22 protein-coding genes are annotated in these 26,607 nt (G+C 66.4%); 6 read left to right on the top strand and 16 right to left on the bottom strand.

Going from position 1 to position 26,607, the window contains the following annotated elements:
- Positions 1-179 precede the first annotated feature (179 nt).
- The 8 genes from C6W92_RS07575 to C6W92_RS07540 form a co-directional block, all read right to left on the bottom strand.
- A complete protein-coding gene (locus tag C6W92_RS07575; RefSeq protein WP_129432397.1) occupies positions 180-452 on the bottom strand; it encodes a hypothetical protein in 273 nt (90 codons plus the stop codon).
- A gap of 124 nt (positions 453-576) precedes the next feature.
- Entirely contained in the window at positions 577-1,722 is a 1,146-nt protein-coding gene (locus C6W92_RS07570) for an iron-containing alcohol dehydrogenase (RefSeq protein WP_129432396.1), read from the bottom strand.
- Complete coding sequence (locus C6W92_RS07565) at positions 1,719-3,101, bottom strand: aldehyde dehydrogenase family protein (RefSeq protein WP_129432395.1); 1,383 nt, start codon at positions 3,099-3,101, stop codon at positions 1,719-1,721. Before C6W92_RS07565 ends, C6W92_RS07570 begins: the two co-directional genes overlap by 4 nt.
- Positions 3,102-3,111: 10 nt before the next feature.
- The gene (locus tag C6W92_RS07560) at positions 3,112-4,476 is read right to left on the bottom strand and encodes a glutamine synthetase family protein (protein ID WP_129432394.1); all 1,365 of its coding nucleotides are present in this window, start codon (positions 4,474-4,476) and stop codon (positions 3,112-3,114) included.
- A 92-nt stretch (positions 4,477-4,568) separates the two neighbouring features.
- On the bottom strand, positions 4,569-5,606 hold the full coding sequence (locus C6W92_RS07555; protein WP_129432393.1) for a TRAP transporter substrate-binding protein: 1,038 nt from the start codon (positions 5,604-5,606) through the stop codon (positions 4,569-4,571).
- A gap of 46 nt (positions 5,607-5,652) precedes the next feature.
- A complete protein-coding gene (locus C6W92_RS07550; RefSeq protein WP_129432392.1) occupies positions 5,653-6,975 on the bottom strand; it encodes a TRAP transporter large permease subunit in 1,323 nt (440 codons plus the stop codon).
- Positions 6,975-7,571: a TRAP transporter small permease subunit gene (locus tag C6W92_RS07545; protein WP_129432391.1), complete on the bottom strand. Its 597-nt coding sequence runs from the start codon at positions 7,569-7,571 to the stop codon at positions 6,975-6,977. Before C6W92_RS07545 ends, C6W92_RS07550 begins: the two co-directional genes overlap by 1 nt.
- Positions 7,564-8,355: an N-formylglutamate amidohydrolase gene (locus C6W92_RS07540; RefSeq protein ID WP_206735511.1), complete on the bottom strand. Its 792-nt coding sequence runs from the start codon at positions 8,353-8,355 to the stop codon at positions 7,564-7,566. Before C6W92_RS07540 ends, C6W92_RS07545 begins: the two co-directional genes overlap by 8 nt.
- Positions 8,356-8,506: 151 nt before the next feature.
- Between C6W92_RS07540 and C6W92_RS07535 the strand changes: the two genes are divergently transcribed.
- Complete coding sequence (locus C6W92_RS07535) at positions 8,507-9,379, top strand: MurR/RpiR family transcriptional regulator (protein WP_129432389.1); 873 nt, start codon at positions 8,507-8,509, stop codon at positions 9,377-9,379.
- A gap of 112 nt (positions 9,380-9,491) precedes the next feature.
- On the opposite strand, the gene C6W92_RS07530 is transcribed toward C6W92_RS07535, so the two are convergent.
- On the bottom strand, positions 9,492-10,538 hold the full coding sequence (locus C6W92_RS07530; RefSeq protein WP_241691099.1) for a glycosyltransferase family 2 protein: 1,047 nt from the start codon (positions 10,536-10,538) through the stop codon (positions 9,492-9,494).
- Complete coding sequence (locus tag C6W92_RS07525) at positions 10,535-12,385, bottom strand: hypothetical protein (protein WP_129432388.1); 1,851 nt, start codon at positions 12,383-12,385, stop codon at positions 10,535-10,537. Before C6W92_RS07525 ends, C6W92_RS07530 begins: the two co-directional genes overlap by 4 nt.
- A gap of 98 nt (positions 12,386-12,483) precedes the next feature.
- On the opposite strand from C6W92_RS07525, the gene C6W92_RS07520 reads away from it, so the two are divergent.
- Positions 12,484-14,502 (top strand): tetratricopeptide repeat protein, encoded by a 2,019-nt coding sequence (locus tag C6W92_RS07520; RefSeq protein WP_129432387.1) that lies wholly within the window; start codon positions 12,484-12,486, stop codon positions 14,500-14,502.
- Positions 14,503-14,504: 2 nt separating this feature from the next.
- On the opposite strand, the gene C6W92_RS07515 is transcribed toward C6W92_RS07520, so the two are convergent.
- The 6 genes from C6W92_RS07515 to hutI form a co-directional block, all read right to left on the bottom strand.
- On the bottom strand, positions 14,505-15,491 hold the full coding sequence (locus tag C6W92_RS07515; RefSeq protein WP_129432386.1) for a hypothetical protein: 987 nt from the start codon (positions 15,489-15,491) through the stop codon (positions 14,505-14,507).
- A 59-nt stretch (positions 15,492-15,550) separates the two neighbouring features.
- Positions 15,551-17,212 (bottom strand): Na/Pi cotransporter family protein, encoded by a 1,662-nt coding sequence (locus tag C6W92_RS07510; protein WP_129432385.1) that lies wholly within the window; start codon positions 17,210-17,212, stop codon positions 15,551-15,553.
- 127 nt (positions 17,213-17,339) lie between these two features.
- A complete protein-coding gene (gene hutU / locus C6W92_RS07505) occupies positions 17,340-19,010 on the bottom strand; it encodes a urocanate hydratase (protein WP_129432384.1) in 1,671 nt (556 codons plus the stop codon).
- A complete protein-coding gene (hutG, locus tag C6W92_RS07500; protein WP_129432383.1) occupies positions 19,010-19,789 on the bottom strand; it encodes an N-formylglutamate deformylase in 780 nt (259 codons plus the stop codon). The genes hutU and hutG overlap by 1 nt, the downstream gene beginning before the upstream one ends.
- Positions 19,786-21,312, bottom strand: a complete 1,527-nt coding sequence (gene hutH, locus C6W92_RS07495; protein ID WP_129432382.1) for a histidine ammonia-lyase — start codon at positions 21,310-21,312, stop codon at positions 19,786-19,788. The genes hutG and hutH overlap by 4 nt, the downstream gene beginning before the upstream one ends.
- The gene (gene hutI / locus C6W92_RS07490) at positions 21,309-22,511 is read right to left on the bottom strand and encodes an imidazolonepropionase (protein ID WP_129432381.1); all 1,203 of its coding nucleotides are present in this window, start codon (positions 22,509-22,511) and stop codon (positions 21,309-21,311) included. The genes hutH and hutI overlap by 4 nt, the downstream gene beginning before the upstream one ends.
- A 72-nt stretch (positions 22,512-22,583) precedes the next feature.
- On the opposite strand from hutI, the gene C6W92_RS07485 reads away from it, so the two are divergent.
- From C6W92_RS07485 to C6W92_RS07470, 4 genes are all read left to right on the top strand, one after another.
- A complete protein-coding gene (locus C6W92_RS07485; RefSeq protein WP_129432380.1) occupies positions 22,584-23,954 on the top strand; it encodes a formimidoylglutamate deiminase in 1,371 nt (456 codons plus the stop codon).
- On the top strand, positions 23,951-24,664 hold the full coding sequence (locus tag C6W92_RS07480; protein WP_129432379.1) for a GntR family transcriptional regulator: 714 nt from the start codon (positions 23,951-23,953) through the stop codon (positions 24,662-24,664). Before C6W92_RS07485 ends, C6W92_RS07480 begins: the two co-directional genes overlap by 4 nt.
- Positions 24,665-24,727: 63 nt before the next feature.
- The gene (locus tag C6W92_RS07475; RefSeq protein WP_129432378.1) at positions 24,728-25,642 is read left to right on the top strand and encodes a LysR family transcriptional regulator; all 915 of its coding nucleotides are present in this window, start codon (positions 24,728-24,730) and stop codon (positions 25,640-25,642) included.
- Positions 25,643-25,728: 86 nt separating this feature from the next.
- The gene (locus tag C6W92_RS07470) at positions 25,729-26,550 is read left to right on the top strand and encodes a putative hydro-lyase (protein WP_129432377.1); all 822 of its coding nucleotides are present in this window, start codon (positions 25,729-25,731) and stop codon (positions 26,548-26,550) included.
- Positions 26,551-26,607: the final 57 nt, after the last annotated feature.

Raw genomic sequence — 26,607 nt, 5'->3', positions numbered from 1 at the left:
CAGAAAAATGAGCCTTCGACCCGGCTGCGGCTCATTTTTCTGAGGGTACGATCATAACACGATTCTTTCACGCTGAAGCAGGTCCGACTGGAAGTCGGAGGGTTTGCTCCAGGGCGTGGATACTGAATTCTGGTGTCAGCCTTTTGTGCTGTGTCCGGCTGGTGTCCGGAATTATTAACTCACTTCTTGTTGCTCGACAGTTCGAAGCTCATACCCTCCGCCATTTTCCGGATCAGGTGTTTGAAGATTTGGCTCAGGATGCCGGTAACGGGGCTGTCCGGGTAAAGTCGTTTTGGGCGCAACAGGCCTGCGCGCGAAAGCGCTTTTGGCTGAACCGACCAGTTTTCGTCGCCCTCCCGCACGCGCTTGCCTTCGGTCGAGATCACCCCGGATGCATACTTCGGTCCGAGGTCGGGGCGCTGGGCACCGACATGATACTGGTTCAACGCCATACCGATGTGCCTATCGCACGGGCGGGCTCCGTGTCGCAGGGCAACGGTCCAGACCACGGCATCACCGGAGCCGTGTCCCTGAGGGGACCTCGAAGGCTTTCGCTCAGACAGGCAATGTTCGGCGTCAGATAACCTTGTCGAACAGCGCCCGCACGTTCTCGCGCGTCAGTGTTACCGGGTTGCCGCCGCAGCTGGGATCCGTCAGCGCCAGGTCGGTCAGATCGTCGATCCGGTCGCGGCCCACGCCCATCTCTGACAGACGGCGGGGCACGTTCAAGCGGTCGTTCAGCCGCTGCACGAAATCGCGGAACCCGTCGAAGCCGCCTTCGATGCCGAGATAGGCGGCGGCCTTGTCGAACCGGTCCGCAATTTCCGTTGCGTTCAGCTCCAGAACCGCCGGCATGCAGACCGCGTTGGTGGTGCCATGATGGGTGCCGTAGATCGCGCCAATCGGGTGACTGAGGGCATGAATCGCGCCCAGGCCCTTCTGAAACGCAGTCGATCCCATCGCCGCTGCGCTCATCATGTGGGCGCGGGCCTCGATATCGGTGCCGTCGGCATAGGCGCGGGGCAGATATTCCTTGACCAGCCGCATCCCCTCGAGCGCGATGCCCTGGCTCATCGGGTGGTAATGCGGGCTGGAGAACGCCTCGACACAATGGGCGAAGGCGTCAAGGCCGGTGCCTGCGGTGATGAATTTGGGCATCCCCACGGTCAGTTCCGGGTCGCAAATCACCACGCGCGGCAGCACCTTCGGGTGAAAGATGATCTTCTTCACGTGGGTTTGCGAATTGGTGATGACGCTCGCTCGCCCGACCTCGGAGCCGGTTCCAGCGGTGGTCGGCACCGCGATGATCGGCGCTATGGCCTCTGCATCGGCGCGGGTCCACCAGTCGCCGATATCCTCGAAATCCCAGACCGGGCGGGTCTGCCCGGCCATGAAGGCGACCATCTTGCCCAGGTCCAGCCCCGAGCCGCCGCCGAAGGCGATCACCCCGTCATGGCCCCCGTCGCGGAACGCCGCGACGCCGTCGGCGAGGTTGATCTCGTTCGGATTGGGATCGACCTGCGCGAACAGCGCCACCTCGATGCCGGCCTGCGTGAGGATATTCAGCGCCTGGCGCGTGATCGGCAGGTCGGCCAACCCCTTGTCGGTGACCAGCAGCGGCCTGGTGATCCCCGCGTCGGCGCAGGCGCCGGGCAGTTCGTCAATGCGGCCGGCGCCGAACTTGATGACGGTGGGATAGGTCCAGTTGCCTGTCAGGTTCATGATGCCCCTTTCTTGAAATGATAGGATTTCGGTCTGGTCAGGTTGTGATAGCCAATCACGCTCAGCCCGCCGCCGCGCCCGGTATTCTTGCAGCCGGTCCAGCACAGCGCGGGATCGAGGTAATCGGCGCGGTTCATGAATACGGTGCCGGTTTGAAGCTGTCGACCGATCCGCGCCGCGCGCCCGGCGTCCGGGGTCCAGAGCGCGGCGGTCAACCCGAACTCGCTGTCGTTCATGAGCGCGATGGCGTGGGCGTCGTCGCGGACCGGCATGATGCCCACGACCGGTCCGAAGCTCTCCTCGCGCATCACGCGCATGTCGTGGGTGACGCCGGTCAATATCTGCGGTGTCAGGTAGGCACCGCCGTCATCCTCGGGGAAGGTGTCGATATGCGCGGTGGCGCCGGCGGCCACGGCCTCGGCGATCTGGGTGCGTACCAGATCGGCAAAGCGGCGGCTGGCCATCGGTCCGATGGTGGTTTCACTGTTCAGCGGATTGCCCAGCTTCATGGTGCGTACGATATCGACCGCTTGCGCGACGAACGCGTCATAAAGGCTTTCATGGACATAAATCCGCTCTATCCCGCAGCAGCACTGTCCCGAATTGAACATCGCCGCATCGATGAGTCCGGCCGCCGCCGCGGCCGGATCGGCGTCTTCCAGCACATAGCCGGGATCCTTGCCGCCCAGCTCCAGCCCCAGCGGGGTGAAGGTGCCCGCCGCGGCCCGTTCCATCGCCTGGCCGCCCCCGACCGAGCCGGTGAAGTTGACGAAGTCGAAGCTGCGCGCGGCAATCAGGGCACTGGTGGTGTCATGGTCGAGAAAGACGTTCTGGAACACGTCGGCAGGCACGCCCGCCTCGACAAAGGCGCGGACCATGCGTTCGCCCACTAGCAGCGTCTGCGTGGCGTGTTTCAGCATCACCGTGTTGCCGGCGATCAGCGCCGGGGCGACGGTGTTGATCGCCGTCATCCAAGGATAGTTCCAGGGGGCGATCACCAGCACCACGCCGTGCGGCTCGCGCTCGATCCGGCGCTCGAAGGCGTCGCTGGATTCGATCACGATGGGCGCCAGCGCCGCCTCGGCGATGTCCGCCATGTGGCTGCCGCGCTCCTCGAAGCCGCCGAATTCGCCGCCGTAGCGGACCGGGCGGCCCATCATCCGGGCCAGTTCCGGCACGATCTCGTCGTTCATCTCGCCCACGCGCGCGATGCCCTTGCGCACTAGGTCGACCCGATCGGCCAGTGGCCAGGCTGCCCAGTCGGCTTGTGCGGCGCGCGCCCGCGCCACCGCGCCGTCCGCCTCTGCGCGGCTCAGGACCGGGCGTTCGGCGAACACCGATCCGTCGATCGGCGAGATGCATGTCAGTGTTTGCGTCATGATATCCTCTTCAGGCGCGCTCAAAGCCGCGGGCGATCTCGTAATCGGTCACCACCCGGTCGAATTCCTCCTGCTCCCAGCGGGCGGCGCGAACATAGTGATCGACAACCGCATCGCCGAAGGCTTCGCGCAGCATGGCCGAGCCCTCCAGCGCGTCGGCGGCGTCGCGAAGGGTGCCGGGAATTTGGTTGCCATCCTTTGCCTCGTAGGCGTCGCCGGACAACGGCGGCTGCAGGTCCATCTCGTCTTCGATCCCCTTGATTCCGGCCGCGATCTGCGCGGCCATCGCGAGATAGGGGTTAAGGTCGGACCCACCGATCCGGCATTCGATCCGCACCGCCTTCGTGCCTTCGCCGCACAGGCGGAACCCGGCGGTGCGGTTGTCCACCGACCAGGCGGCACCGGTGGGGGCGAACGTGCCCTTCTGGAACCGCTTGTAGCTATTCACATAGGGCGCGAGGAACACGGTCATGTCGGGCGCGTGGGCGATCAGCCCGGCCAGGTAGTTGTGCATCAGCTGCGACATGCCATGCGAGCCCTCGGCGTCGTGAAAGGCGTTGTGGCCATCGGCCCACAAGGACTGATGCACATGGCTGGAGCTACCGACCCGGTCGGCGTGCCACTTGGGCAGGAAGCTGGCCGCGTGGCCCTGCGCCCAGGCGATTTCCTTGACCGCGTTCTTGGCGATCGCGTGATAATCGGCGCAGTCCAGCGCCGGGCCGTATTTGATGTTCAGTTCGGCCTGGCCGGTCTCGGCCTCGCCCTTGGTGTTCTCGACCGGAATCCCGGCCGCGCGAAGATGGTTGCGCACCGGGCGCAGCACATGCTCTTCCTTGGTGGTCTGGAGGATGTGGTAGTCCTCGTTATAGGCGCTGATCGGCTCCAGATCGCGAAAGCCCGACTTGCGGATCTCGTCATAGCCTTTCGCGAACAGGAAGAATTCCAGCTCGGTCGCCATCATCGGGGTCAGGCCCATGCCGGCCAGCCGCGCGATCTGGCGCTTGAGAATGGTGCGCGGGCTGTGCGGCACCTCTTCGTGGGTGTGGTGGTCCAGCACGTCGCACAGCACCATCGCCGTTCCCTCCAGCCACGGCACCGGGCGCAGCGTGTCGAGGTCTGGCCTCATCACGTAATCGCCATAGCCCGTGCGCCAGCTGGTGGCGGCATAGCCCTCGACGGTGAACATCTCGAGATCGGTGGCCAGCAGGTAGTTGCAGCAATGGGTTTCCTCCCACGCGCCTTCGATGAAATGCTCGGCCACGAAGCGCTTGCCCATCAGGCGGCCCTGCATGTCCACGAGGCAGACGAGAACGGTGTCGATCTCGCCGTGGGCGGTCTTTTCCTTGAGAGTTTCGAATGTCAGAGGCGCGGGCATGGGTCGGATCCTGTCCTGTCGGGTTCGATCATCTGTGCGGATGCCCCGGCATGGGGCCGGGGCATCCCTGGTTGGTGGGTGGCGCGAGGGCCTCAGCCGTAGCGATACGGCCGGCCGGCGAGGCGCATGACCTCGTTGTACTCGCGGATGATGCCGACCACCTTCTCGCGGACCGGGTCCCCTTCGGTGAGTTCGTTCCAGAACGTCTGGGCGGCGCTTTCCACGGTCTCCCATTCCTCGTCGGGGATCGTGGTCAGCTTCATCTTCTCGCCATTCACGCGAAGCCCTGCCTCGCCGCCCCAATACCACCACTGACGGTAGTAGTGCGACTGCTCCATGCAGACTGTCAGCAGCGTCTTGAGCCGGTCGGGCAGCTCCTCCCAACGCGACATGTTGGCAAAGAAGTGGCCGATCCAGGCCCCCGAGATATTGTTGGTCAGGAAATAATCGGTCACGTCGGCCCAGCCCACCGTGTAGTCCTCGGTGATGCCCGACCAGGCGATACCGTCGAGCTCGCCGGTCTGCACCGCGACCTCGATATCCTCCCATGGCAGGGTGACGGGCACCACGCCGAACTGCGACAGGAAGCGTCCGGCGGTCGGGAAGGTGAAGATGCGCTTGCCCTTCATGTCAGCCAGGCTGTGGATCGGATCCTTGGTCGCGAAATGGCAGGGATCCCAGGACCCGGCCGAGATATGCTTGACCCCGACCTTGGCGTATTCTTCTTCCCAGATTTCCTTCAGGCCATACTGGTTGAACAACACCGGCACATCCAGCGAATAGCGCGTGCCGAAGGGGAAGTAGCCACCGAAGACCCGCACCGCCGTGGGCGAGGCCATCGAATCGTCGTCCGACTGCACCGCGTCGATCGTGCCGCGCTGCATGGCGCTGAACAGCTCGCCCGTGGGCACCAGTTGGTCCGCGAAGTAGAGCTCGATCTGCATCTCGTCGCCGGCGATCGCATTGAACTTGTCGATCGCGGGCTTGACCACATGCTCGGCCAGCGCGGCACCGGCATAGGTCTGCATGCGCCACGTGATCCTGGATTGCGCGATCGCGGGCGCGGCGAGCGAAGCGCCAACCGCACCGGCACCGGCACTCGCGATGAACTTGCGTCTTGTCGTCGTCATTTTCTCTCTCCTATTGGTTGAGGCCCCGTTTTATCGGGGTTCTGGGTTAGTTTCCGTAGACCTGCCCGGGCAGCCACAGCGCGATTTGCGGAAATACCATCACCAGCGCCAGCGCCAGCGCCATCACCAGAACGAACGGAACGATCGAGCGGTAGATGTCCTTGAGGCCGATTTCCGGCGGCGCCATCGCCCGCATCAGGAAAAGATTGTAGCCGAAGGGCGGCGTCATGTAGGCGATCTGCGTGGTGATCGTGTAGAGCACGCCATACCAGATCAGGTCGAAACCGAGTTGATCGACCAGCGGAACATAGAGCGGCGCAACGATGACCAGCATGGCCGTATCGTCGAGGAACGTGCCCATCACGATGAAGCTGAGCTGCATCAGGATCAGGATCCCCCAGGGGCCGAGGCCCAAATTGGTGAACACCCCCTCGATCGCGCGCACCGCGCCCAGCCCGTCAAAGATCGCGCCGAATGCCAGTGCCGCGAGGATGATCCACATGAACATGCAGGATATGGCCAGCGTGCTGCGCACCGAGTTCTCGAAGACCTCGCGCGTCATGCGGCCCTTCACCACCGCTGCCAAGAACGCCGTCATCGCGCCGATGGCCGAGCTTTCGACGAGCGAGGTCCAGCCGTTCACGAAGGGGACCATCATCGTCATGAATATGACCAGCGGCAGGATGCCCGCGCCCAGCAGGCGGATCTTCTCACGCCGGGAAATGCCCTCGCGCTCTGCCGCGGGCAGAACCGGACCCAGCTCCGGCTGAATCCGGCAGCGCAGCGCGATGTAGAGGATGAAGAGGCCCGCCATCATCAGGCCGGGCAGCGCCCCGGCCAGCCACAACTGGCCAACCGGCTGGCGCGCGATCATCGCGTACAGAACCAGCACCACCGAGGGTGGCACGAGGATGCCCAGGCTGGACCCGGCCTGAATTACACCGGTGACCATGGTCTTGTCATAGCCGCGGCGCAGCAACTCGGGCAGGGCGATGGTCGCGCCGATCGCCATGCCGGCCACGGACAGCCCGTTCATCGCCGAGATCAGCACCATCAGCCCGATCGTACCGATCGCCAACCCACCGCGTACCGGCCCCATCCAGACGTGAAACATGCGATAGAGGTCGTCGGCGATGCGGCTTTCCGACAGCACATAGCCCATGAATATGAACATCGGCAGCGTCAGTAGTGGATACCACTTCATCAGCTTCATCGCCGCCGAGAACGGGATCGTGACGCCACCCGTGCCCCACAACAGGACCCCGGCCAGGGCGCCGACGAATCCGATGGCGGCAAAGACCCGCTGCCCGGTCATGAGCATCAGCATCATGCCCGCGAACATCACCAGCGCGATCATCTCGTGCGCCATCAGATTTCTTCTCCGCGAATGCGGCCGATATCACGGAAGAACTCCGCGCTGGCCTGAAGGATCATCATCACGATGCCGATGCACATCACTAGCTTTATGGGCCACAGATAGGGGCGCCAGGCGGTCGGGCTCCGTTCCATGCGGCCCAGCACTTCGCCGACGCCGGACAGCCCGTCGCTGAAGAGGGACGAGATCAGCGCGCCGTAGAATTCCGACGGCGTCATGCCGAAATAGCCCAGGGAATAGGCCATCGATCCGAGGCCGCCGAGCAGTAGAACGACGAGAAAATAGAGCAGGAACAACACCGTGAACGCATCCACCCAGGCCCGCGTGCGGGGCGACCATTGGCCGTAGAAGAGATCCATGCGCACGTTGGAGCCAAGCTGGATCGAGTAGGGGCCGCCGAGGATGTAATACGCCACCATCGTGAACTGGGCCATTTCGAGCGTCCAGAGCGAGGGCAGGAAGAACGTCTTCGAGACCGAGGACCACAACAGGATGCCGATCAGCACGAAGATGAGATACATGGCACACCGGCCAAGCGCCCGGTTCACCCGGTCAACACCGCGGACATAGGTGCGAACAAGTCTAGGCATGGGCTCCCTCCCGCGACCAGACCGATTCGACCATGAGCGCGGGATCGAGCAGGCGCTTCACTTCACTGGCCATCCGTTCCTCGCCGCTTGCGTCGGCCAGCAGGTCGCTGCGAATCTCGATCATCACGTTGGGCAATCCGCGTGCGACGCCGTGCAGCCCGAGGCTGTGGGTCACGTCGTCCCCGGGGCCATAGGGGGCATTGCGCCGGATGTCGCGCCCGGGCAGGATGTCTGCCGCCGCGAGCATGGCATCGGCGAGCCGGCTGTCGCTGTCGTGCAGTATGCCGATTTCCACGTCGCGGGTCTGGCCGTGGAACACCGGCGTAAAGCTGTGGATCGTGACCAGCGCGGTGCGGGCACCGCGCGCGGCGCGGGAATCCAGCACCCGGCTCACCGCCGCGCAGAACGGGCGATACACGGCGGCGAGGCGGTCCGCGCGGGCCGCGGCGTCCAACCCCGCATTCCCGGGAATGTCGCCCCTCTCCGTCTGCGCGGGCATGGCGCTGGGGCTCTCGGGCGCGCGATTGCAATCATAGACCAGCCGCGACACCCGTCCGGCGATCAGCGGCGCGTTCAGCGCCCGCGACAAGTGCCGCGCCACGCCCAGCGCGCCCGGATCCCAGGCGACATGGCTTCCGCGCACCTCGTCGGTCAGGCCAAGACCGTTCAGCGGCGTGGGAATCGCGTTCGAGGCGTGTTCGCAGATCAGCACGACATCGCCCGTGCCATCGGGGTTGATGACATCTGCGGCCGGTCCGAAATTCGCGTTGCTGACAGTGGTCAAGACACCCCCCGAGCTTTGTTCAATTATTTTCTGTATTTTTTTATTCTGTCAATATATCTTCAGAAGAGAATTTCATGGCCGTCCCCGATGCACGAATCTTGTGCGAGGCGCGGGCGCTTTGATTGCATGGGGGCAAGACGGGAACGCCACAATGCCCGAGCCGACCAAGACAGTGCGAGACCTGATCCGCACGGAATACGATCAGCTCACCCAGTCCGAGCGCAAGCTCGCCAATGCGCTGCTCGAGAATTACCCGGCGGCGGGGCTGGCCTCTATCACGATCGTGGCCGCGAATGCCGGCGTTTCGACCCCGACGGTTGCGCGGATGGTCAAGAAGCTGGGTTTCCAGAGCTTTCCGCAGTTCCACCAGGTGCTTCGCGACGAGTTGGAGGCGACGGTCTCGGGCCCGGTGAAGAAGCGCGAGCGCTGGGCATCCGAAGCGCCGGAATCGCATATCCTCAACCGTTTCGCCGATGCGGTGATGCAGAACATGCGCCAGACATTGTCGCATGTGGACACCGGACGCTTCGACGCCGCGGTGCACCGCATGGCCGATTGCGATGGGCAGCTATTCGTGGTCGGCGGTCGGGTGACCCGGGCGCTGGCGGATTACGCCTTCACCCATCTTCAGGCGATTCGCCCACGGGTCACGCATATGACCTCTTCGGCCGCCACCTGGCCGCACTACGTGCTGGACATGACGCACGGCGACGTTCTGTTGATGTTCGATATCCGCCGCTATGAAACGAACCTCCTGCGGCTGGCAGAACTGGCCAAGGATCGCGGCGTGACCGTCATCCTGATCACCGATCAGTGGACCTCGCCGGTGAGCAAGATCGCCGACCAGATATTCAACTGCTGGGGCGAGATTCCGTCGGCCTGGGATTCAAACATCTCCACCATGATGTTGCTGGAGGCGCTGATCGCCGCGGTGCAGGAGACCTCCTGGACCGACACCCGCGCCCGGTTCGAGGAACTGGATGATATCTTCGACCTCACGCGGCTCTACAAGAAATCCACCTGAGCGACCCCGGCTTCGCGGCGTTTGGCGTGCCTTGGGGTTCCGGTTCAGGTTCGATATACAGTCGCGCCGTCGATCCTGGCAGATGCTCGAACGTTCCGAGAGCGTCTCTCGCTCAGTAATCCCTTGTTTTTATGTCACTTGTCGTGACGATCCGGTTCTCGCGCAGCCAGTCGCGGAACTCGTCCCAGCCGGGGCGACCGCGTAATTCGGCGATCTTGGCGCGGTGCCAGTCGCAGGCCTCGGCATGAAGCGGGCCAAGCACCGGATCGGCGCGGAGCGCGTCGAGGATGGGGCGCATCTGTGCGGCATGGGGCGCGATACTGCGATCCTCGGTGCGGTTGACGTTCATGTCGGACCAGTAATGCTCGGTCTGCTCGCGGGCGATGTGGTTGGTGCGCCCGCGGTCGCGCTTCACGAGGAAGCTGTCGATGGAGCGCACCGAATAGTGGTGCAGCCGCGCGAATCGGTGGCTGAAGCCGGGCCAGGCGCGCCATCCCACTTGGCTCATCTCCCGCAGGTTGCCGCCGCAATCGGACCAGCGCACATCCCCCTCGCGATCCTCGGGCACGCCCTTGGGGCGGTGGGGGTTGTACTTGCGGAAAAGCCCGTTGTTGCGGAACAGGGTCTTGAAACCGGTGGCGCGGCCGTTGGCGGGATCGTCCTCGATATCGGCGAGGGTAAACTGCTCGGTCACCGGGCGATCCTCGTAGCCCTCGACCCCGCCGCAGCCAAAGAGCTTCCACGCGAAGGACACCGCATCGCAATCGCCCATGGCGGATATCATTCCCGGCAGGGTCGTCAGACCTTCGCGAAGGTTGATGAACTCGTCCACGTCGAGGCACATCAGCCACTCGGCCTCGCGCACCCAGGGGTGCGCGGTGGCGCGGCGCAACGCCTTGTGCTGCGGCGGCGCGCCGTCCGACACATCGTTGGGCCGGTGGCTGGCATAGCCCAGCTCGGTCAGCCGGTCGGCAATCCGGTCGGTGCCGTCCTCGCAATCATTGGTAAAGATGACCAATCCGGTGAACCCGATGGCGAGGTTGTGTGCCACCCATTCGAGGATGAACGGCCCCTCGTTCTTCATCGTGGTCATTATGACATGGCTGCCGCCGAGGGCGGGCGCGGGAAGCGCGGCTGCGAAATCCTGCGGCGCGGTCATTCGGCGGCCTCACGCTTGATCTTGCGGAAAGCAGGACTGACGATGCGCGCGAGCCGATCGTGCCCGCGCTCCTGAAGGTTGGTCTGCAAGGCCTTGCGGTACCACGGCAGGAGGCGGCGCTCGCGGTAGAGGGTATAGAACACCGAGGGCGTCAGTGTCCCGTCGAGCGCGTGCTGCATGACCGGCTTCAATAGGTTGGCCCGGCGCAGAAAGACCGGCGAGAAATGGCCCGAACACCATGTCTTGAGCGGGGTGACGTTGTCACCCTCCAGCCGCTCGACGTGGCGGCGGTCGGGGGGGAAGAACGGATCGTAGAGCACGAAGACGCGTTCTGCCTCGTCGATCTCGAAGGCGGCATCGGAATGCGGCAGGGACCAGTCGCGCGCGCGCCCCATGCCGAACCGCTCTTCCCACGGCACGAGCGCGTCATCGAGCGTGGTCTGCGGGTTGAAGCTGATGACCGTGGCGCCAGGTGCGAGCGACGAGAAGGCCAGCGCCGCGAAACCGCCCATCGAGGTGCCGGTCAGCCAGACCTTGTCGAACTCCGCGAACAGCCCGTCATCGCTGAGCTTTTCGAGATACGCGATGAGTTGCGGGCAGCGGTACCAGTCCTTGCGCCGCGCCATGACCGACAGGTGCGAGCAGCCGTTTTCTCGCACGAAGCGATAGGCCCAGGGCTCGCGCCCGGGCGAGAGGTCGTTGACATTGGAGAGGTTGTCGAAGGTCACGACAAGCCGCGCGGGATCGCGGCGGATGCACATGACCGCGTGATGTTCGAGCCGGGTGTAAAAGCCCTGTCGGTCGCCGCCGGCATGGATCTCGGCGAACCACTCGGGCAGCGCGGGTTCGGCAGAAGCCGCGTCCTGCGCCTCGCCCGCGCTCTCTGTCTCGGGGGCGAGGCGCTCTGCGGCGGGGGGTGGGGCCGCCGCGGGAAGAATCTTCGCCAGCGTCTCGCGCTCCTCGGCCTCGAGCCCGGCTTGCGCGTCGGCCACCCCGGGCAGCGCCATCACTTCGGCGATCTGCGCCTCCAGCGCCGCGGCGCGTGGCCCGATCGCGTGCGGCGGCCCGTCGATCGCCGCCAGATCGGCGAGGCGGGCGAGCATTGCCTCGGGGCCGGGCTGTTGCTTGGATGGCAGGTGCTGCGCGCGCAGCAGCAGGGTTTCCGAGGTGGGCGCCGCTATGTGCAGGACCGAGGCGCGCGCCATCGCATCGCCATGCCTGGACCGTGCCCAGGCCACGCGGCTATGCGGCTCGGGCAGGGGGCTGCCGTCGCCGTCTACCCATTTGACCGGCCCTCCACCCGTAACCGGCCCCACCGGTACCTCGGGGGTGCGTGCCGAAAAGAGGCCCAGCCGCACCACGCTGCGCAACGGCGCGCCCGGTCCCGGCGCGGCCACCGGGCGCGCCAAGTGCAGCACCGGTCCCGGCGCGTGATGCTCGTGCCCCCCGGTCCCTGCCTCGCAGACCGGCACCGACAGCACGTCCGCACCCCCGGCCCCGTGCATCAGCGAGGGGATGGTCTGTGCCGTGCTGTGGATGCGGAAATACTCGTCCGGCCCGAGAAAGAGGCCATAGCCACCACTCTCCGCGCCTTCGATGCCGCCTGCCCGCAGGGCGGAATTGTGCGGTTCTTCCTTCATGTCGGGATCGACGCCCACCGGTACGATCTGCACCAGTCCTACTGCCTCGAGCGCATTCAAAAGGGGGTGTGCGGTGGCCTGCCTGCGGTCGATCAGCACGTTGACGATGCTTGCCCCCAGCATTCGGTGCCAGGCCAGCCATTCCAGGAAGGCGGAGGTGGGGCGCACCAGAGAGGTGCTCAGCACTAGCCTGGACCCTGCTGGCATGAACCGACCTACTCCTTCGCCACTGCCCGGCAGCGGGAGCGCTTGCGACTGTTTCCCTTGAGTGTATAGAGTTTTCCACAACGGGAAAAGGTTGTTTTATGTCGAATGCTCCCGACAATGCTGCCGATCCGGGCCGCGGCCTGTTTATCGGTTTGCGCAAGGATCAGCTTGGCGCGCGGTTGCTGATGATGCTCAACAGCATCCGTCTGGCCGAGGATTACGGCACCGATTTCCGCATCAACTGGTTCCCGCGCGGGGCGATGGCACCCAAGCTCGACACGCCCGCCGATCTCTTTGCCCCGGACTTCATCGCGAGGCATTTCATCGACAACGCCGATTTCGAGGCGCTGGATGCGCAGACCGAACCGCTCCGAACCTTTCTGAAGGACAGCACGCCCGACCGGCTTGCGGCGCATCTCGCGGGCGGAGGGCATGTGCTGCTCGACGAGGGTTTCGAGATCGTGGAGTTCCCTTGGGAGGACAGCGGCGATCTGCGCGGGCGGTTCCGCGGGTTCATTGCCCGGATCGGGTTCAACCCGGTTGTCGCGCGCCACATGGCGGCGATCGAGGCGGCGATGGCCGCGCAGGGCGGTCGCACCATCGCCTACCACATCCGCCGCGGCGACATCCTCAACGAAGAGCCGTGGAAGCACAAGGAATGGCCCGCCAAGATCGAGCCGGACGAGCTTTACTCGGCCTACCTCGAAAAGAACGCCGATGCCGGCGCGCTGGTCTTCTCCGATCAGCCCGAGAGCATCGCCCGCTTCACCGCCGCGCACGCACAGGTGGCGCGGATCGACAATCTGGTGGACCTCTCCGCCTGCAAGCCGGTGCAGCGCGATTTCCTCGAGCTTTACGCCATGTCCCGCGCCAGCGAGATCGTGGCGCCGCCGATCAGCGCTTTCAGCCGCGCCGCCGCACGCCTGAGCGGGCAGGAGCGCAAGTGCTTTCACGAGGTCATGAGCGTCCCCGAGCGAGAGGCCGCCTACGAGCGGCTGCTGGCGCGGTTCGGTCGCGGCGTGTCGGAATTCATCACCCCGAGCGAGGCCGCGCATGTCTATATCAAGCTGGCCCGCCGGTTGCAGGAATCCGGCCGGGACGAGGCCGCATGGGACATCGGCGAGGCGATCCTCGCAGCGGGGGCCGACAACGCGTTCCTGCCCCTGATGCAGGCGATCTGCGGCATCTACCTGCACCGCTGGGACGAGGCCCTCGCCCATGTCCGCGCCGCCCTTGCCCATCCCAACCAATGGCAGGAAAACACCGTCACCGCGCTCGCGGTGGAGGCGCATATCCTCGGCGCGCAGGGGCGGCGGTATGGGGCGCGGCGGTCCTTTCTGCGGGCGTTCTGGCAAAAACCGATTTTGCCCGACGTGACCGTGATCGGCACTTTCATGATCAAGCGGCGTCGCCTGCGTCCCGGACGTGTGCTGCCCTTCGACCGCGACACGCTCCTGATGCTGCCCATCCCCTACCAGCAGACCAACATCCTCGTGCAGCAGGCGCGCATCCTGCGCCGCCGCGCCTCGGATCTCTCGACCATCGCCATCGAGTGGCCGGATTTCGCTATCGACGGCAAGGTGGTGCGGCTTCTGGACAGCCCCCGCGACCTCGCCGCCCTGCGCGACCGGATCGAGGCCGATCCGCGCTTTGCCCCCGGCACGCTGCCCGACAGTTTCTGCGCGCTTCTCGAGGCGCGGATGGGCCGGATAGAGGCGGCACTGACGCGCAACTCCGAGGCGCGCGCAGCCAACCCCGACGCACCCCTCATTGCCAAGCGGCAGGCGGAAATCCTTTCGCTAGGAGGCGATCACGCGGGTGCGCTCAAGGAAATCGAGGCGTGCCGCGCCATGGCGCCGGATCATGCCTTCTGGCACTACCTGACGGGGCGGATTCACCTCGCGGCGGGCGATGCGGCGGCGGCGCGCGCGGCGATGGAGCGCGCGGCGGAGATGGATGACAGCACCGCCGAATTGCACAGCCGCCTTGCCGATCTCTGCCGCGCGGATGGCGACGAGGCGGCAGCGATCGCCGCCCTCGACCGCGCCGCCGAAATCGCCCCCAACCAGCAACGTTACGCCAACCGGCGCGCACGGCTCATGCGCAACAGCGCCTGACCTCAGGCGTCGCGCGCCAGCCGCAGGATCATGCGCACGGCGTGCTGGAACGCGGCCAGCTCGTCCGGGTGGCCCCGCCCGCGCGCATCGCTGGCATCGGCGGGCGGAAAGAGCCGGTCGCGACCGGGAAAATGCGCCGCGCGAAAGCCCGCGTTGCGCGCCTCGAATGCGTCGTTGACCTTGGCCCGCTCCGACGCCGTCAGCACATCTCCATTGCCATAAAGCCGCGTGTCGCCAGAGGCTTGCAGCAACCGCCCCAGCCGCCGCCGCGCCTTCTTGTCGTATCCTGCCCGCTCGTCGAAAAGCCCCAGCGCCTCGGATGTCACGCGCGACAAGGAGCGGTTGGCGGCGCGTTCGGGCAGGGGCACGTCGTCGGGCGGCACGCCGAAGAGAGACAGGAAATCGGTGATGATATTGTGGCCCGCCATTTCCTCGCGCAGGTAGAGTCGCGGGACGATCCCGGCCCGTGGCACCTGCGCGCGGATGCGCGCGAACGCGGCCCCGAGATCCATGTATTCCGGGTCGGCGGCGATCTTTGCCAGCCGCCCGGCGACAAACCCCTCCGCCCCGTTGGTGGGCAGCCCGTTCTTGGCGCGCTGCTTGTAATCGGCTTCGATGAAATCATCGAAGCGCCGCAGGTAGGCGACGATCCGCACCGGCCCGTCGATGCGCGACAGGTAGCGCTCCTGCAAGGGCGCGAGGTCTCGGCCAAAGAACATCTCGCTCGACAGGATGGTGTGCCCGTCGGCGTGCGCGCGGCATTCTTCGGCCATCGCCCCGGCCTGCGCCTCGGGCGTGCTGCGCCAGGCCCGCGTCATCGCGACGGCCATCGCGTTGTGACAAATGAGCCGCGCGCGCCCGGTGCCCCGGTCGCGGCCCGTGACGAGGTAGCGGATGCCGTGGCGGGCCAGGAAACCGGGATGCGCATGGAGCCATGATTGCAACGCGGTGGTTCCCGTCTTGGGCATCCCGATATGTATCCAGAGCATCGCTCTCCCTCCGCCGTTTGCCCTGTCCTAGGCCAAGTGCGGCGGCGAAACAATCGCGCTCAGGCGCGGCTGGACATGCGGCTCGACAGCAGATCGCCTGTCTCGGTCAGGATCGGGTAGGCCACCATGGTAAAGGCGGTGTTGACCTGCTTGAGCGAGCGCAACGTCTCCTGGTGGATGTTGCTGGTCTCGATGCTTTCGGTCAGCCCCTCGCGAAGCCGCCCAAGATGGGCGCGCTGCAGACGTGCCTCGATATCGCGGATCGTGTCCTTTTCAGCTACGAGATCGCGTGCGTCGTCGGGATGCTGGGACATCATCAACGCCAGCGCCTGCTGCGCGTTGGCCAGCACGCGGTCGTGGAAGTCGCAGATTTCCTCCCAGCCGGGGCGCGAGAAATGCACGCCTTCGCGGTGCAGCCGCTGCGCCAGCCCCAGCATGGAGGTCGCGATCGTGTCGCTCGCGGCTTCGAAATGCGCGGCGATCCCTGACAGGTCCATCGCGCGCTGGCTACGCTCGGCATCGAGGCCCGCGCGGTTGAGCTGCGCGAGGTAGAGCTTGGTCTCGAGGTGGCGCTTGCGCACGCTCTCGGCGCTGTCGGTCACCGCCTGTGCCCCGGCCTCGTCCCAATGCTCGAACAGCTTTGGCACCGGGCGCAGCATCGTCTCGACGGTTTCGCCGATGCGGATCACCTCGCGCATGGCGCACGAGAGGGCGCGGTCCGGCGCGTCGAGCGCGGCGGGGTCGAGCGCGGTCATGTGCACCAGCCCCGATGGCGCGCCCGGGGCGTTGACAAGGTGCCGCGCCAGACGGTCGGCCAGCGTCACCAGCGGCAGGCAGAACAGGAGAAGCCCGAGATTGAACGCGATGTGCAGGTTGATCGCCTGCGTGACCGGCGATGCGCCCAGCCAGTCGAGCGGTGGCTGTAGCGCGGTGAGCACGGCCAGCACGAGGCCGGCCGCCCCGCCCCGCAGTACCAGATTGGCCATGACGACACGGCGCGCCTCCGGCTGTGCGGCCAGCGTCAGCACCACCGCGATCGCCGCGCCGCCCATGTTCGCGCCGAGGATCAGCGCGATCGCCGCCGCGAGCGGCATCAACCCCTGTGCCACCAGCGTCACGAAGAGCAGCACCGCAGCGACCGAGGAATGCACCAGCCATGCGAACAGCGCACCGATCACGAAGGCGGAGAGCGTGTCGCGCGCCAGATACTGCATCGCCGCGCCCGCCGCCGCGCTGTCGAGAAGCGGCGAGGTCGCCATGCGCAGCATGTCCAGGGACACGAAAATCAGCCCCAGCCCGATCAGGATGCGCCCGGTCTGGCGCACGCGCCTCTGTCGCCCACGCAGGAACAGCACAACGCCCACGAGCAACAGCACCGAAATCAGCCAGGACAGCCGTACCATCAGCAGCTTGGCCACCAGCGCCGAGCCAAGATCGGCACCGAGCACCATCGCCAGCCCCGCCGCCGCCGGCACGGCCCCCGCCGCGACGAAATTGGCCACGAGTATGGCAACGGCGGTCGAGCTTTGCAGCGCCATCGCGCAGCCGCCTCCCGTCATTGCTGCGAGCAGGCGGCTCTGCCCCGACCGGCGCAGCCACAGGCGCAACCGCGCCGCGAAGGCACGCTCGACCCCGGTGCGCACCAGACGCACCGACCAGATCAGCAGCGCTGCGGCCCCTGCAATCTGGATAAAGAACACGGTGAGACTGGGGCTATCCAAAGCGACCTTCCATATCGCGTTGATTTGCGCGGAGGCATAACCTGCTCCCTACCGCCGCCGGATGCAATCGGCATTGCACGCGCATCAGGGTAATGTAACGGCGATGTGACAGATTTATGACAGAACCTTACCCAAGGATGCGCGGCAGGCGCAGCCCGTGTTCTCGGGCACAGGCGAGCGCGTCCTCGTAGCCCGCATCCGCGTGCCGCCAGACCCCGCTCGCCGGGTCGTTCCACAACACCCGTTCCAGCCGTTTCGCCGCCTCTGGCGTGCCATCGGCCACCACCACCATGCCCGCGTGCTGCGAAAATCCCATGCCCACGCCGCCGCCATGATGCAGGCTCACCCAGGTCGCGCCCGAGGCGGTGTTCACCAGCGCGTTGAGCAGGGGCCAGTCGGACACGGCATCCGAGCCGTCCTTCATCGCCTCCGTCTCGCGGTTGGGCGAGGCGACCGAGCCGGAATCGAGGTGATCGCGCCCGATCACCACCGGCGCCTTCAACTCGCCACTCGCCACCATCTCGTTGAACGCCAGCCCCGCTCGATGCCGGTCGCCCAGCCCGATCCAGCATATCCGCGCGGGCAAGCCCTGAAAGGCGATCCGCTCGCGCGCCATGTCGAGCCAATTGTGCAGCTTGGTGTTCTCGGGGAACAGCTCCTTCATTTTCGCATCGGTCTTGTAGATATCCTCCGGGTCGCCCGACAGCGCGCACCACCGAAACGGGCCGATGCCCCGGCAGAACAGCGGGCGGATATAGGCGGGCACGAAACCGGGAAAGGCAAAGGCGTTTTCCAGCCCCTCGTCCAGCGCCACCTGCCTGATATTGTTACCGTAATCGAGGGTTGGCACGCCTGCGTTCCAGAAATCCACCATCGCGGCGACATGGGTCTTCATGCTTGCCCGCGCCGCGCGCTCCACCGCCTTCGGGTCGCTCTCGCGCTTCTCGCGCCACTCCGCCATGCTCCAGCCCTGCGGCAGGTAGCCGTTGACCGGATCATGCGCGCTCGTCTGGTCCGTGACGATATCGGGCCGGATGCCGCGCCGGTAAATCTCGGGGAAGACATCGGCGGCGTTGCCGAGAAGGCCCACAGATTTCGCCTCGCCCGCCGCGGTCCAGCGCTCGATCATGGCGAGCGCCTCGTCGAGACTATCGGTCCGCTCATCCACGTATCGCGTGCGCAGGCGGAAATCTATGCTGTCGGGGTTGCACTCCACCGCCAGACAGCAGGCCCCGGCCATCACGGCGGCCAGCGGCTGCGCGCCGCCCATGCCGCCAAGGCCCCCGGTCAGGATCCACTTGCCCGTCAGGTCACCGCCGTAATGCTGCCGCCCGGCCTCGGCAAAGGTCTCGTAGGTGCCCTGCACGATGCCCTGAGACCCGATATAGATCCACGAGCCCGCAGTCATCTGCCCGTACATCATCAGCCCCTTGCGATCCAATTCGCTGAAATGGTCCCAGGTGGCCCAATGCGGCACGAGGTTGGAATTGGCGATCAGCACGCGGGGCGCGTCGACATGTGTCTTGACGATGGCAATCGGCTTGCCCGACTGCACCACCAGCGTCTCGTCGGCCTCGAGGTCCTTCAGGCTCTCGACGATGCAATCGAAATCCGCCCATGTCCGCGCCGCGCGCCCGATGCCGCCATAGACGACTAGCTCGTGCGGGTTCTCGGCCACGTCGGGGTGCAGGTTGTTCATCAGCATCCGCAGCGGCGCCTCGGTCAGCCAGCTCTTGGCGTTCAGTTCGGGGCCGGTGGGGGGATAGACATCGCGGGTGTTCTTGCGGGGATCGGTCATCACGGTCTCCAGTCCGACAGGGTATCAAAGATGGGGCGCAGTGTGGAGCGCAGGCGCTCAGCGCGTGCGTCGTCGTAGGTCCAGGACGGCGCCTCGGTGGCGAGATAGGTGCTCTGCGCAAGCTCCATCTGGATCGCGTGCAGCCCCTCGCCGGGGCGTCCGTAATGGCGCGTCGTCCAGCCGCCCTTGAAGCGGCCATCGGTGACGGTGCTATATCCGCTCGCCTCACAGGGATCGCGCACTGCGTCCGCGATCCCTGGCGCGCAGGTCGAGCCACCGTTGGTTCCGATATTCAGATCGGGCAGCGTGCCCTCAAACAGGAATGGAATACGCGAGCGTATGGAATGGCAATCGTAAAGAATGGCAAAGCCGTGCTGCGCGCGCACCCGCTCCAGTTCCGCCGCAAGCGCGGCGTGATAGGGCCCGTGATACGCCGCACGCCGCGCCTCCACCTCCGCTGCGTCCGGCTCTTCCCCATCCTGCCAGATCGGCAGGCCATCAAAATCGGTCAGCGGCACCAGCCCCGTTGTGTTCTGCCCGGGATAGAGGGTCTCGTCGTCGGGCGCGCGGTTCACGTCGATCACGTAGCGATGCGCGCGCGTGCGCACCGTCGTCACGCCCGCGACCAGCCCATCGTAAAGCCGCTCGATATGCCAATCGGTATCCGCCAGTGCCCGACCCGTCTCATTGAGCCGCGTCTCTATCTCCGGCGGTACATACGTGCCCGTATGCGGCAGGCCCAGCACCAGCGGGCCATCCCCTTGCATCACCTCGATCATAGCGCCAGCTCCAGCCCCGCCGCCCGCACCAGCGCGCCCTCGCGCATCAGCGCGGCGGCCGCCTCCAGATCGGGGGCCATGTAGCGATCCACCCCAAGGCTCGGCACCCGCTCGCGCAGGCAGGCCAGCGCATCCCGCAACGGCTCCGACGTCACCAACGGCGCGCGCGCCTCGATGCCCTGCGCGGCACAGATCGCCTCGACACCCAGGATCACCGACAGGTTCCGCGTCATCCGCCGCAGGCGGTAGGCCGCATGCGCGGCCATGCTCACGTGGTCCTCTTGGTTGGCGGATGTGGGCGTGCTGTCGATGGTGCAGGGATGCGCCAGGTGCTTGTTCTCGCTCATCAGCGCAGCGGTCGTCACCTCGGCGATCATCAGGCCCGAATTCAGCCCCGGATCGGGCGTGAGGAACGGCGGCAAGTCGAAAGACAACGTCGGATCGACCATCAGCGCCACGCGCCGTTGCGCGATGGCCCCCACCTCGGAAATCGCCATCGCCATCGTATCGGCGGCGAATCCCACCGGTTCGGCATGGAAATTCCCGCCCGACAGGATCGCCCCGTCACCGGTCAGCACAAGCGGGTTATCCGTCACCGCGTTGGCCTCCACCTCCAGCGTCCGCGCGGCCCAGCGCATGAGGTCGAGCGCCGCACCCGTCACCTGCGGCTGACAGCGGATGCAATAGGGGTCCTGCACCCGGGTGTCACCCTCGCGGTGGCTCTCGCGGATGATGCTGCCTTCCATCAGCGTGGCCATCGCGGCGGCCACGTTGATCTGCCCGCGATGCCCGCGCAGATCGTGGATCATCGGGTGCAGCGGCGCGGTCGAGCCCATGATCGCGTCCGTGCTGAGCGCCGAGGTCACCACCGCCCCGCGTGTGAGCGTCATCGCCTCGAACAGCCCGCCCAGCGCGCAGGCTGTGGAGAACTGCGTGCCGTTGATCAGCGCCAGCCCCTCCTTGGGGCCGAGCACCACGGGGGCGAGCCCCGCCCGCGACAGCGCCATGCCGCCCGGCAGCGTCTCGCCCTCGTATACCGCCTCGCCTTCGCCGATCATGACCGCCGCCATATGCGCCAGTGGGGCCAGATCGCCCGATGCGCCGACCGAGCCTTGCGCCGGGATAACCGGTACGACACCGGCGGCCAGCATCCCCTCGATCAGCGCGCATATGTCCCACCGCACGCCGGACGCGCCACGCCCCAATGACAATAGCTTCAGCGCCATCATCAGCCGCGTGGTCGGGGTATCCAGCGCCTCGCCCACGCCGCAGCAATGCGACAGGATCAGGTTACGCTGAAGCTGTGTGGTGTCCTCGGGCGCAATCTTGACCGAGGCGAGCTTGCCAAAGCCGGTATTGACGCCGTAAACCGCCGCCTCTCCGTGCGCCGCCGTATGGACAAGCGCGGCGGCGTGATCGACCCCGTCCCGTGACGCCGGGTCGAGCCGTGCGGCACGCCCCTCGCGCCAAAAGATTTCCAGTTGCGCCAGTGTGGTGGCCCCGGGAGTGAGCGTCTCGGTCACGATTGTCCTCCAACGATGCGGGTGTGCAGGGGGTTGGTGCCGATCCGGTAGGAGAGCTCCGCAGGCGTCTCGACATCCCACACCGCCAGATCGGCGCGCAGCCCTGTGCGGATTTCGCCCCGGTCGTGCAACCCGAGTGCGCGGGCCGCGTGCCGCGTGGCGCCGGCGAGCGCCTCTTCCGGCGTCAGGCGAAAGAGGGTGCAGGCCATGTTCATCGCCAGCAGCAGCGAACCCAGAGGCGACGATCCCGGATTCAGGTCGGTGGCCACCGCCATCGGCACCCCCGCCTCGCGGAATGCCTGCACCGGCGGGATTTGCGTCTCGCGCAGGGTATAGAACGCGCCGGGCAACAGCACGGCAACCGTTCCTGCCCGCGCCAGCGCCTCGGCATCCGCCACCGTCGCATATTCGACGTGATCCACCGAGAGCGCGCCGTAGCGCGCAGCAAGCGCCGCGCCGCCCATATGGCTCAACTGCTCGGCATGGAGCTTTACCGGCAGGCCCAGCGCCCGCGCGCGCTCAAAGACCCGCGCGATCTGCGCCGCGTCAAAGGCGATCCCCTCGCAGAACCCGTCCACCGCATCGACGAGGCCCTCGGCGTGCGCCGCCTCCAGCGCGGGCAGGCATACCTCGTCGATATAGCGGTCGGCATCCTCACCGGCGGGCACCGCGTGCGCGCCCAGAAAGCTCGTGACCACGGTCACGGGCCGCGTCTCGCCGATCCGCCGCGCAACGCGCAGCATCCGCAGTTCGGTCTCGCGATCAAGGCCATAGCCCGACTTGATCTCGAATGTCGCCACGCCCTCGGCGATCAACGCATCGACGCGGGTCAGCGCCTCGGCGAGCAATGTCGCCTCATCCGCATCCCGCGTGGCACTCACCGTAGAGACGATACCGCCCCCGGCACGCGCGATCTCTTCATAGCTCGCCCCCTCCAGCCGCATCTCGAACTCGCGGGCGCGGTTGCCGCCATGCACGATATGGGTGTGACAATCGATCAGCGCGGGCGTGACCAGCCGACCTCCAAGGCTGCGCGTGGGCCAGCCTGCCATGTCGCCAGGCAGGTCGCGCGCCGCGCCCACCCAGCGGATCGCGCCGCCGTCGATGGCGATGGCCGCCTCGTCGATCAGGCCGTAGGCGGCACCGCCCGGCGACAGTGTGGCGGCGCGAAGATCGGTGAGCAGAAGGGGCGCGGTCATGACACCTGTCCTTGATTATCAACGTATTTAACAGTAATATGTACGCACATATTTTGTCAACGGAGTCGCGCCATGCAAATTCTCACGGCGAGTCAGGCCCTTATGTCGGACGGCTGGCAGCGGGACGTGGAAATCCGGGTCGGTGACGATGGGCGGATCGAGTCGGCAGGCCCCATGACCGCGCGCGCCACGCATCACCTCGACATGCTCCTGCCCGCGCCGCTCAACCTGCATAGCCATGCGTTTCAGCGGGCGATCTCGGGGCTGACCGAGGCGCGCGGCCCCGACCCGACGGACACGTTCTGGACATGGCGGCAGCAGATGTACCGCTTTCTGGGCGGGCTCGATCCCGACCGGGTGGAGGCCATCGCGGCGATGGTGTTCATGGAGATGCTCGAGGCGGGCTATGGCGCGGTGGCCGAGTTTCACTACCTCCACCACGCCGCCGGGGGGCAGCCCCATGACGATCCCGCCGAGATGTCGGCACGGATCGTCGCGGCGGCGCAGGAGGCCGGGATCGGTCTCACGCTCCTGCCGGTGCTCTACCAATGGGGTGGCTGCGACGCGCGCCCGCTCGCGGGCGGGCAGCGAAGGTTCGGCAACGACCCGGACCGCTTCGCGCGGCTGCATGCGAGCGCGGCGCGGCACGTCGCCACTCATGGCCATGCCGATGACCGGATCGGCGTGGCCCCGCATTCGCTGCGCGCGGTGGACGCGGGTGGCATGGCGGCGGCGCTGGCGCTGGCAGGCGACGGGCCCGTCCACATGCACCTGGCAGAGCAGGTCGCCGAGGTGGAAGAGGTGCAGGCCCACCGGGGCGCGCGACCCGTGACATGGCTGCTCGACAATCACGCGGTGGACGCGCGCTGGTGCCTCATCCACTGCACGCAGATGACGCCGGAGGAAACTACCCGCCTCGCCGCCACCGGCGCGGTGGCCGGGCTCTGCCCGATCACCGAATCCAATCTCGGCGACGGGGTTTTCGATGGGGTGCGCCACCTTGGGGCAGGGGGGCACGCCGGGATCGGTTCCGACTCCAACGTCCATATCTCCCTCTTCGACGAGTTGCGCACACTGGAATATTCCCAACGCCTGCGCGACCGCAGCCGCGCCGCGCTTGCCATGCAAGGGGTGTCCACCGGTCGGCGGCTCTATGACATGGCGCGCGCGGGTGGGGCGCAGGCGGGCGGGCGCAACGCGGGGCGGATCGCACCGGGGGCGTTGGCCGACCTCGTGGCGCTCGCCACCGACAACGAATGGCTCTGCAACCGCACCGGCGATACCGCGCTCGACGCCGCCATCTTTGGCGGCCACGGTGCGGCCTGCGTCACGGATGTCTGGAGCGGCGGCCGCCACGTCGTGCGAGAGGGGCGCCACATCAGGCGCGACACGATCCGCGCGCGGTTCCGTGCGGTTATGGCCGAATTGGAGGCCCGGGCATGAGCGCCCCGGATAAAGGTAGCGACCGGCAGGGCTGGCGCGCGCTGCGAGAGATCATCCACGAGCGCATCTTGTCGGGGGCCTATCCGCCCGGTGCGCGGCTGCCGCGCGACGCCGACCTGGCAGAGCAACTGGGCTGCGCCCGCGCCACCGTGCAGCGCGCCATGCGCGCACTGGCCGACGACGGGCTGATAGAGCGCAAGCGCAAAGGCGGGAGCCGGGTACTGGCGCGGCCCGTCACCCGCGCCACCTTTGACATCCCCGTCGCGCGCGAGGAGGTCGAGGCGACCGGGCGCGCATATGGCTATCAGCTCGTGGCGCGCGAGATTGTGCAGACGCCGCATTCGGTCGCCGCCGCGATGGGGCTGGCAGCGCCAGAGCAGATGCTGCGCGCGCAGGCGCTGCACCTCGCCGACCGCCGACCCTTCATGTACGAGGACCGCTGGATCAGTCTCGCCACCGTGCCCGAAATCGTGGACGTGGACCTCACACGTGAGAGCGCCAATGAATGGCTGCTCGCCCACCGCCCCTATAGCCGCTGCACGCTGCGTTTCTCGGCGGCGAACGCCACCGATGCACAGGCCGAATTGCTGGGTACGCGGGCGGGCGACGCGCTCTTCGTCATCGAGCGCGGCACCTGGCTGGGCATTGCGCCGATCACCTGCGTCACCGCGCTCGCCCCCCCCGGCTACGCGCTCTCCACCGAGGCGTGAGAGCCGTGGCATGGCGCGCGCGCAGGGGCTAGGGTGGCCACGCGACAGCACAGGACACCGCGCATGACCCCGCTCAACCTTGCCCACCTGCACACGTTTCTTGCCGTCGTCCGGACCGGGGGCGTTCGTCGCGCGGCGGTCAGCCTGAACCTCACGCAACCCGCCGTGACCGCCCGCATCCGCAATCTCGAGGACAGCCTGCAAGGCACGCTGTTCGACCGCGAGGCCGGTGGCATGACGCTGACCAAACAGGGCGAGCGGCTGCTGGTCTACGCTGAAAAGTTCGAGCGATTGCAGGAGATGATCGAGAAGGACGTGATCGACCCCGAGGCGCTGGAACGGCATCTGCGGATCGGCGTGTCAGAGACCATCGCGCAATGCTGGTTGCCCGATCTGATCTCTCGCCTGCACCGCCGGTTTCCCCGGCTGGAGATCGAGTTCAACGTGGATATCTCGCTCGATCTGCGCGAGCGCCTGTTGGGCCGCGAGATCGACCTGGCGATCCTGCTGGGACCGATTTCCGAGTACACCGTGGACAATATCGAGCTGCCGGGCTTCGATCTCGCATGGTATGTCGCCGCTTCTGCAGCGATCGAGAAAGACCCGGGCGCCTATCTCACCCGTCCGGTGCTGACCTATGCGCGCAACACCCGCCCCTACCGCGAGCTGCGTGAACTGCTCTACGAGCATGTCGGCCCCGACGTGTCGATCTTTCCCTCCTCGTCGCTCTCGGCCTGTTTCCGGCTGGTCGAGGCCGATCTGGGCATTGCCGCCCTGCCGCGCGCGCTGGGCGCGGATTACGTCGCGGCGGGACGCATCCGCGAGTTTAATCCCGGCTGGGTGCCGCCGCCCTTGCGCTTTACGGCCTCATGGCTGGCCGAGCCGCGAAGCCACATGGTTGAATTCGCGGCACATGCAGCCCGCGACGTGGCACAAGAGTATCGCGCGACGCTCGATGACAGGATGCCCGATAGATAGTTTCTATACCATCCGACAAATTTATTCGATTTGATTTTATACTTCGACACGGTCACCGTGGTGGGGTCGCTCAAGGAGGCGCCCCTGTGACCACCAATTTCGATCATCTGAGACGGACCGATCTGCCCACCCTTCGCGGTGCGATCCGCACCGGGCGCTATGCCGGGCACACCGCCGGGCTCGGGCGCGGGTATCTGCAGGCCAATCTCGTGATCCTGCCCGCCGACATGGCGCTCGATTTCATGCGGTTCTGCCAGCGCAATCCCAAGCCTTGCCCGCTGGTGGGCGTGTCGGACACCGGTGATGCGATGATGCGCACGCTGGGTCGCGACATCGACATCCGCAGCGACGTGCCCGCCTACAACATCTATCGCCACGGGCGGCTTGAGCGCTCGGTGACCGACATCGCCGATCTGTGGAGCGACGACATGGTGGCCTTCGCGCTTGGCTGTTCCTTTACCTTCGAGCACGCGCTGATGCAGGCGGGCATCCCGCTCTGGCATGTCGAGAATGACACCACCGTGCCGATGTTCCGCACCGACCGCGCATGTGTGCCCGCCGGGCCGTTCTCGGCGCGGATGGTGGTCAGCATGCGCGCCCTGCCGCCTGATCGCGTGGACGAGGCAGTGGCACTGTCGCGCCGCTACCCGCTCGCGCATGGCGCGCCGGTGCATGTGGGCGACCCGGCGGAAATCGGTATCACCGACATCACGCGCCCCGATTGGGGCGATCCCGCACCGGTCGCGGGCGATCATGTGCCGGTGTTCTGGGCTTGCGGGGTGACGCCGCAAGTGGCGATCGAGGCCGCCGCGCCGCCGCTCTGCATCACCCACCGCCCCGGCCACATGCTGATCACCGACATTCCCGAAGAGGCCGAAGTGCCCGTACTGGCACCGCAGGCCGCGTAACCTGAAAGACCCGCCAGAATACCGACGGAATACCGACAATAAACCGACAAGGAGAGA

This window comes from Roseovarius sp. A46, assembly GCF_004126395.1.
Classification (GTDB): Bacteria; Pseudomonadota; Alphaproteobacteria; order Rhodobacterales; family Rhodobacteraceae; genus Roseovarius; species Roseovarius nitratireducens.
The sequence above is the reverse complement of the archived record's forward strand: the minus strand, read 5'-3'. Positions and strand labels throughout refer to the sequence as shown.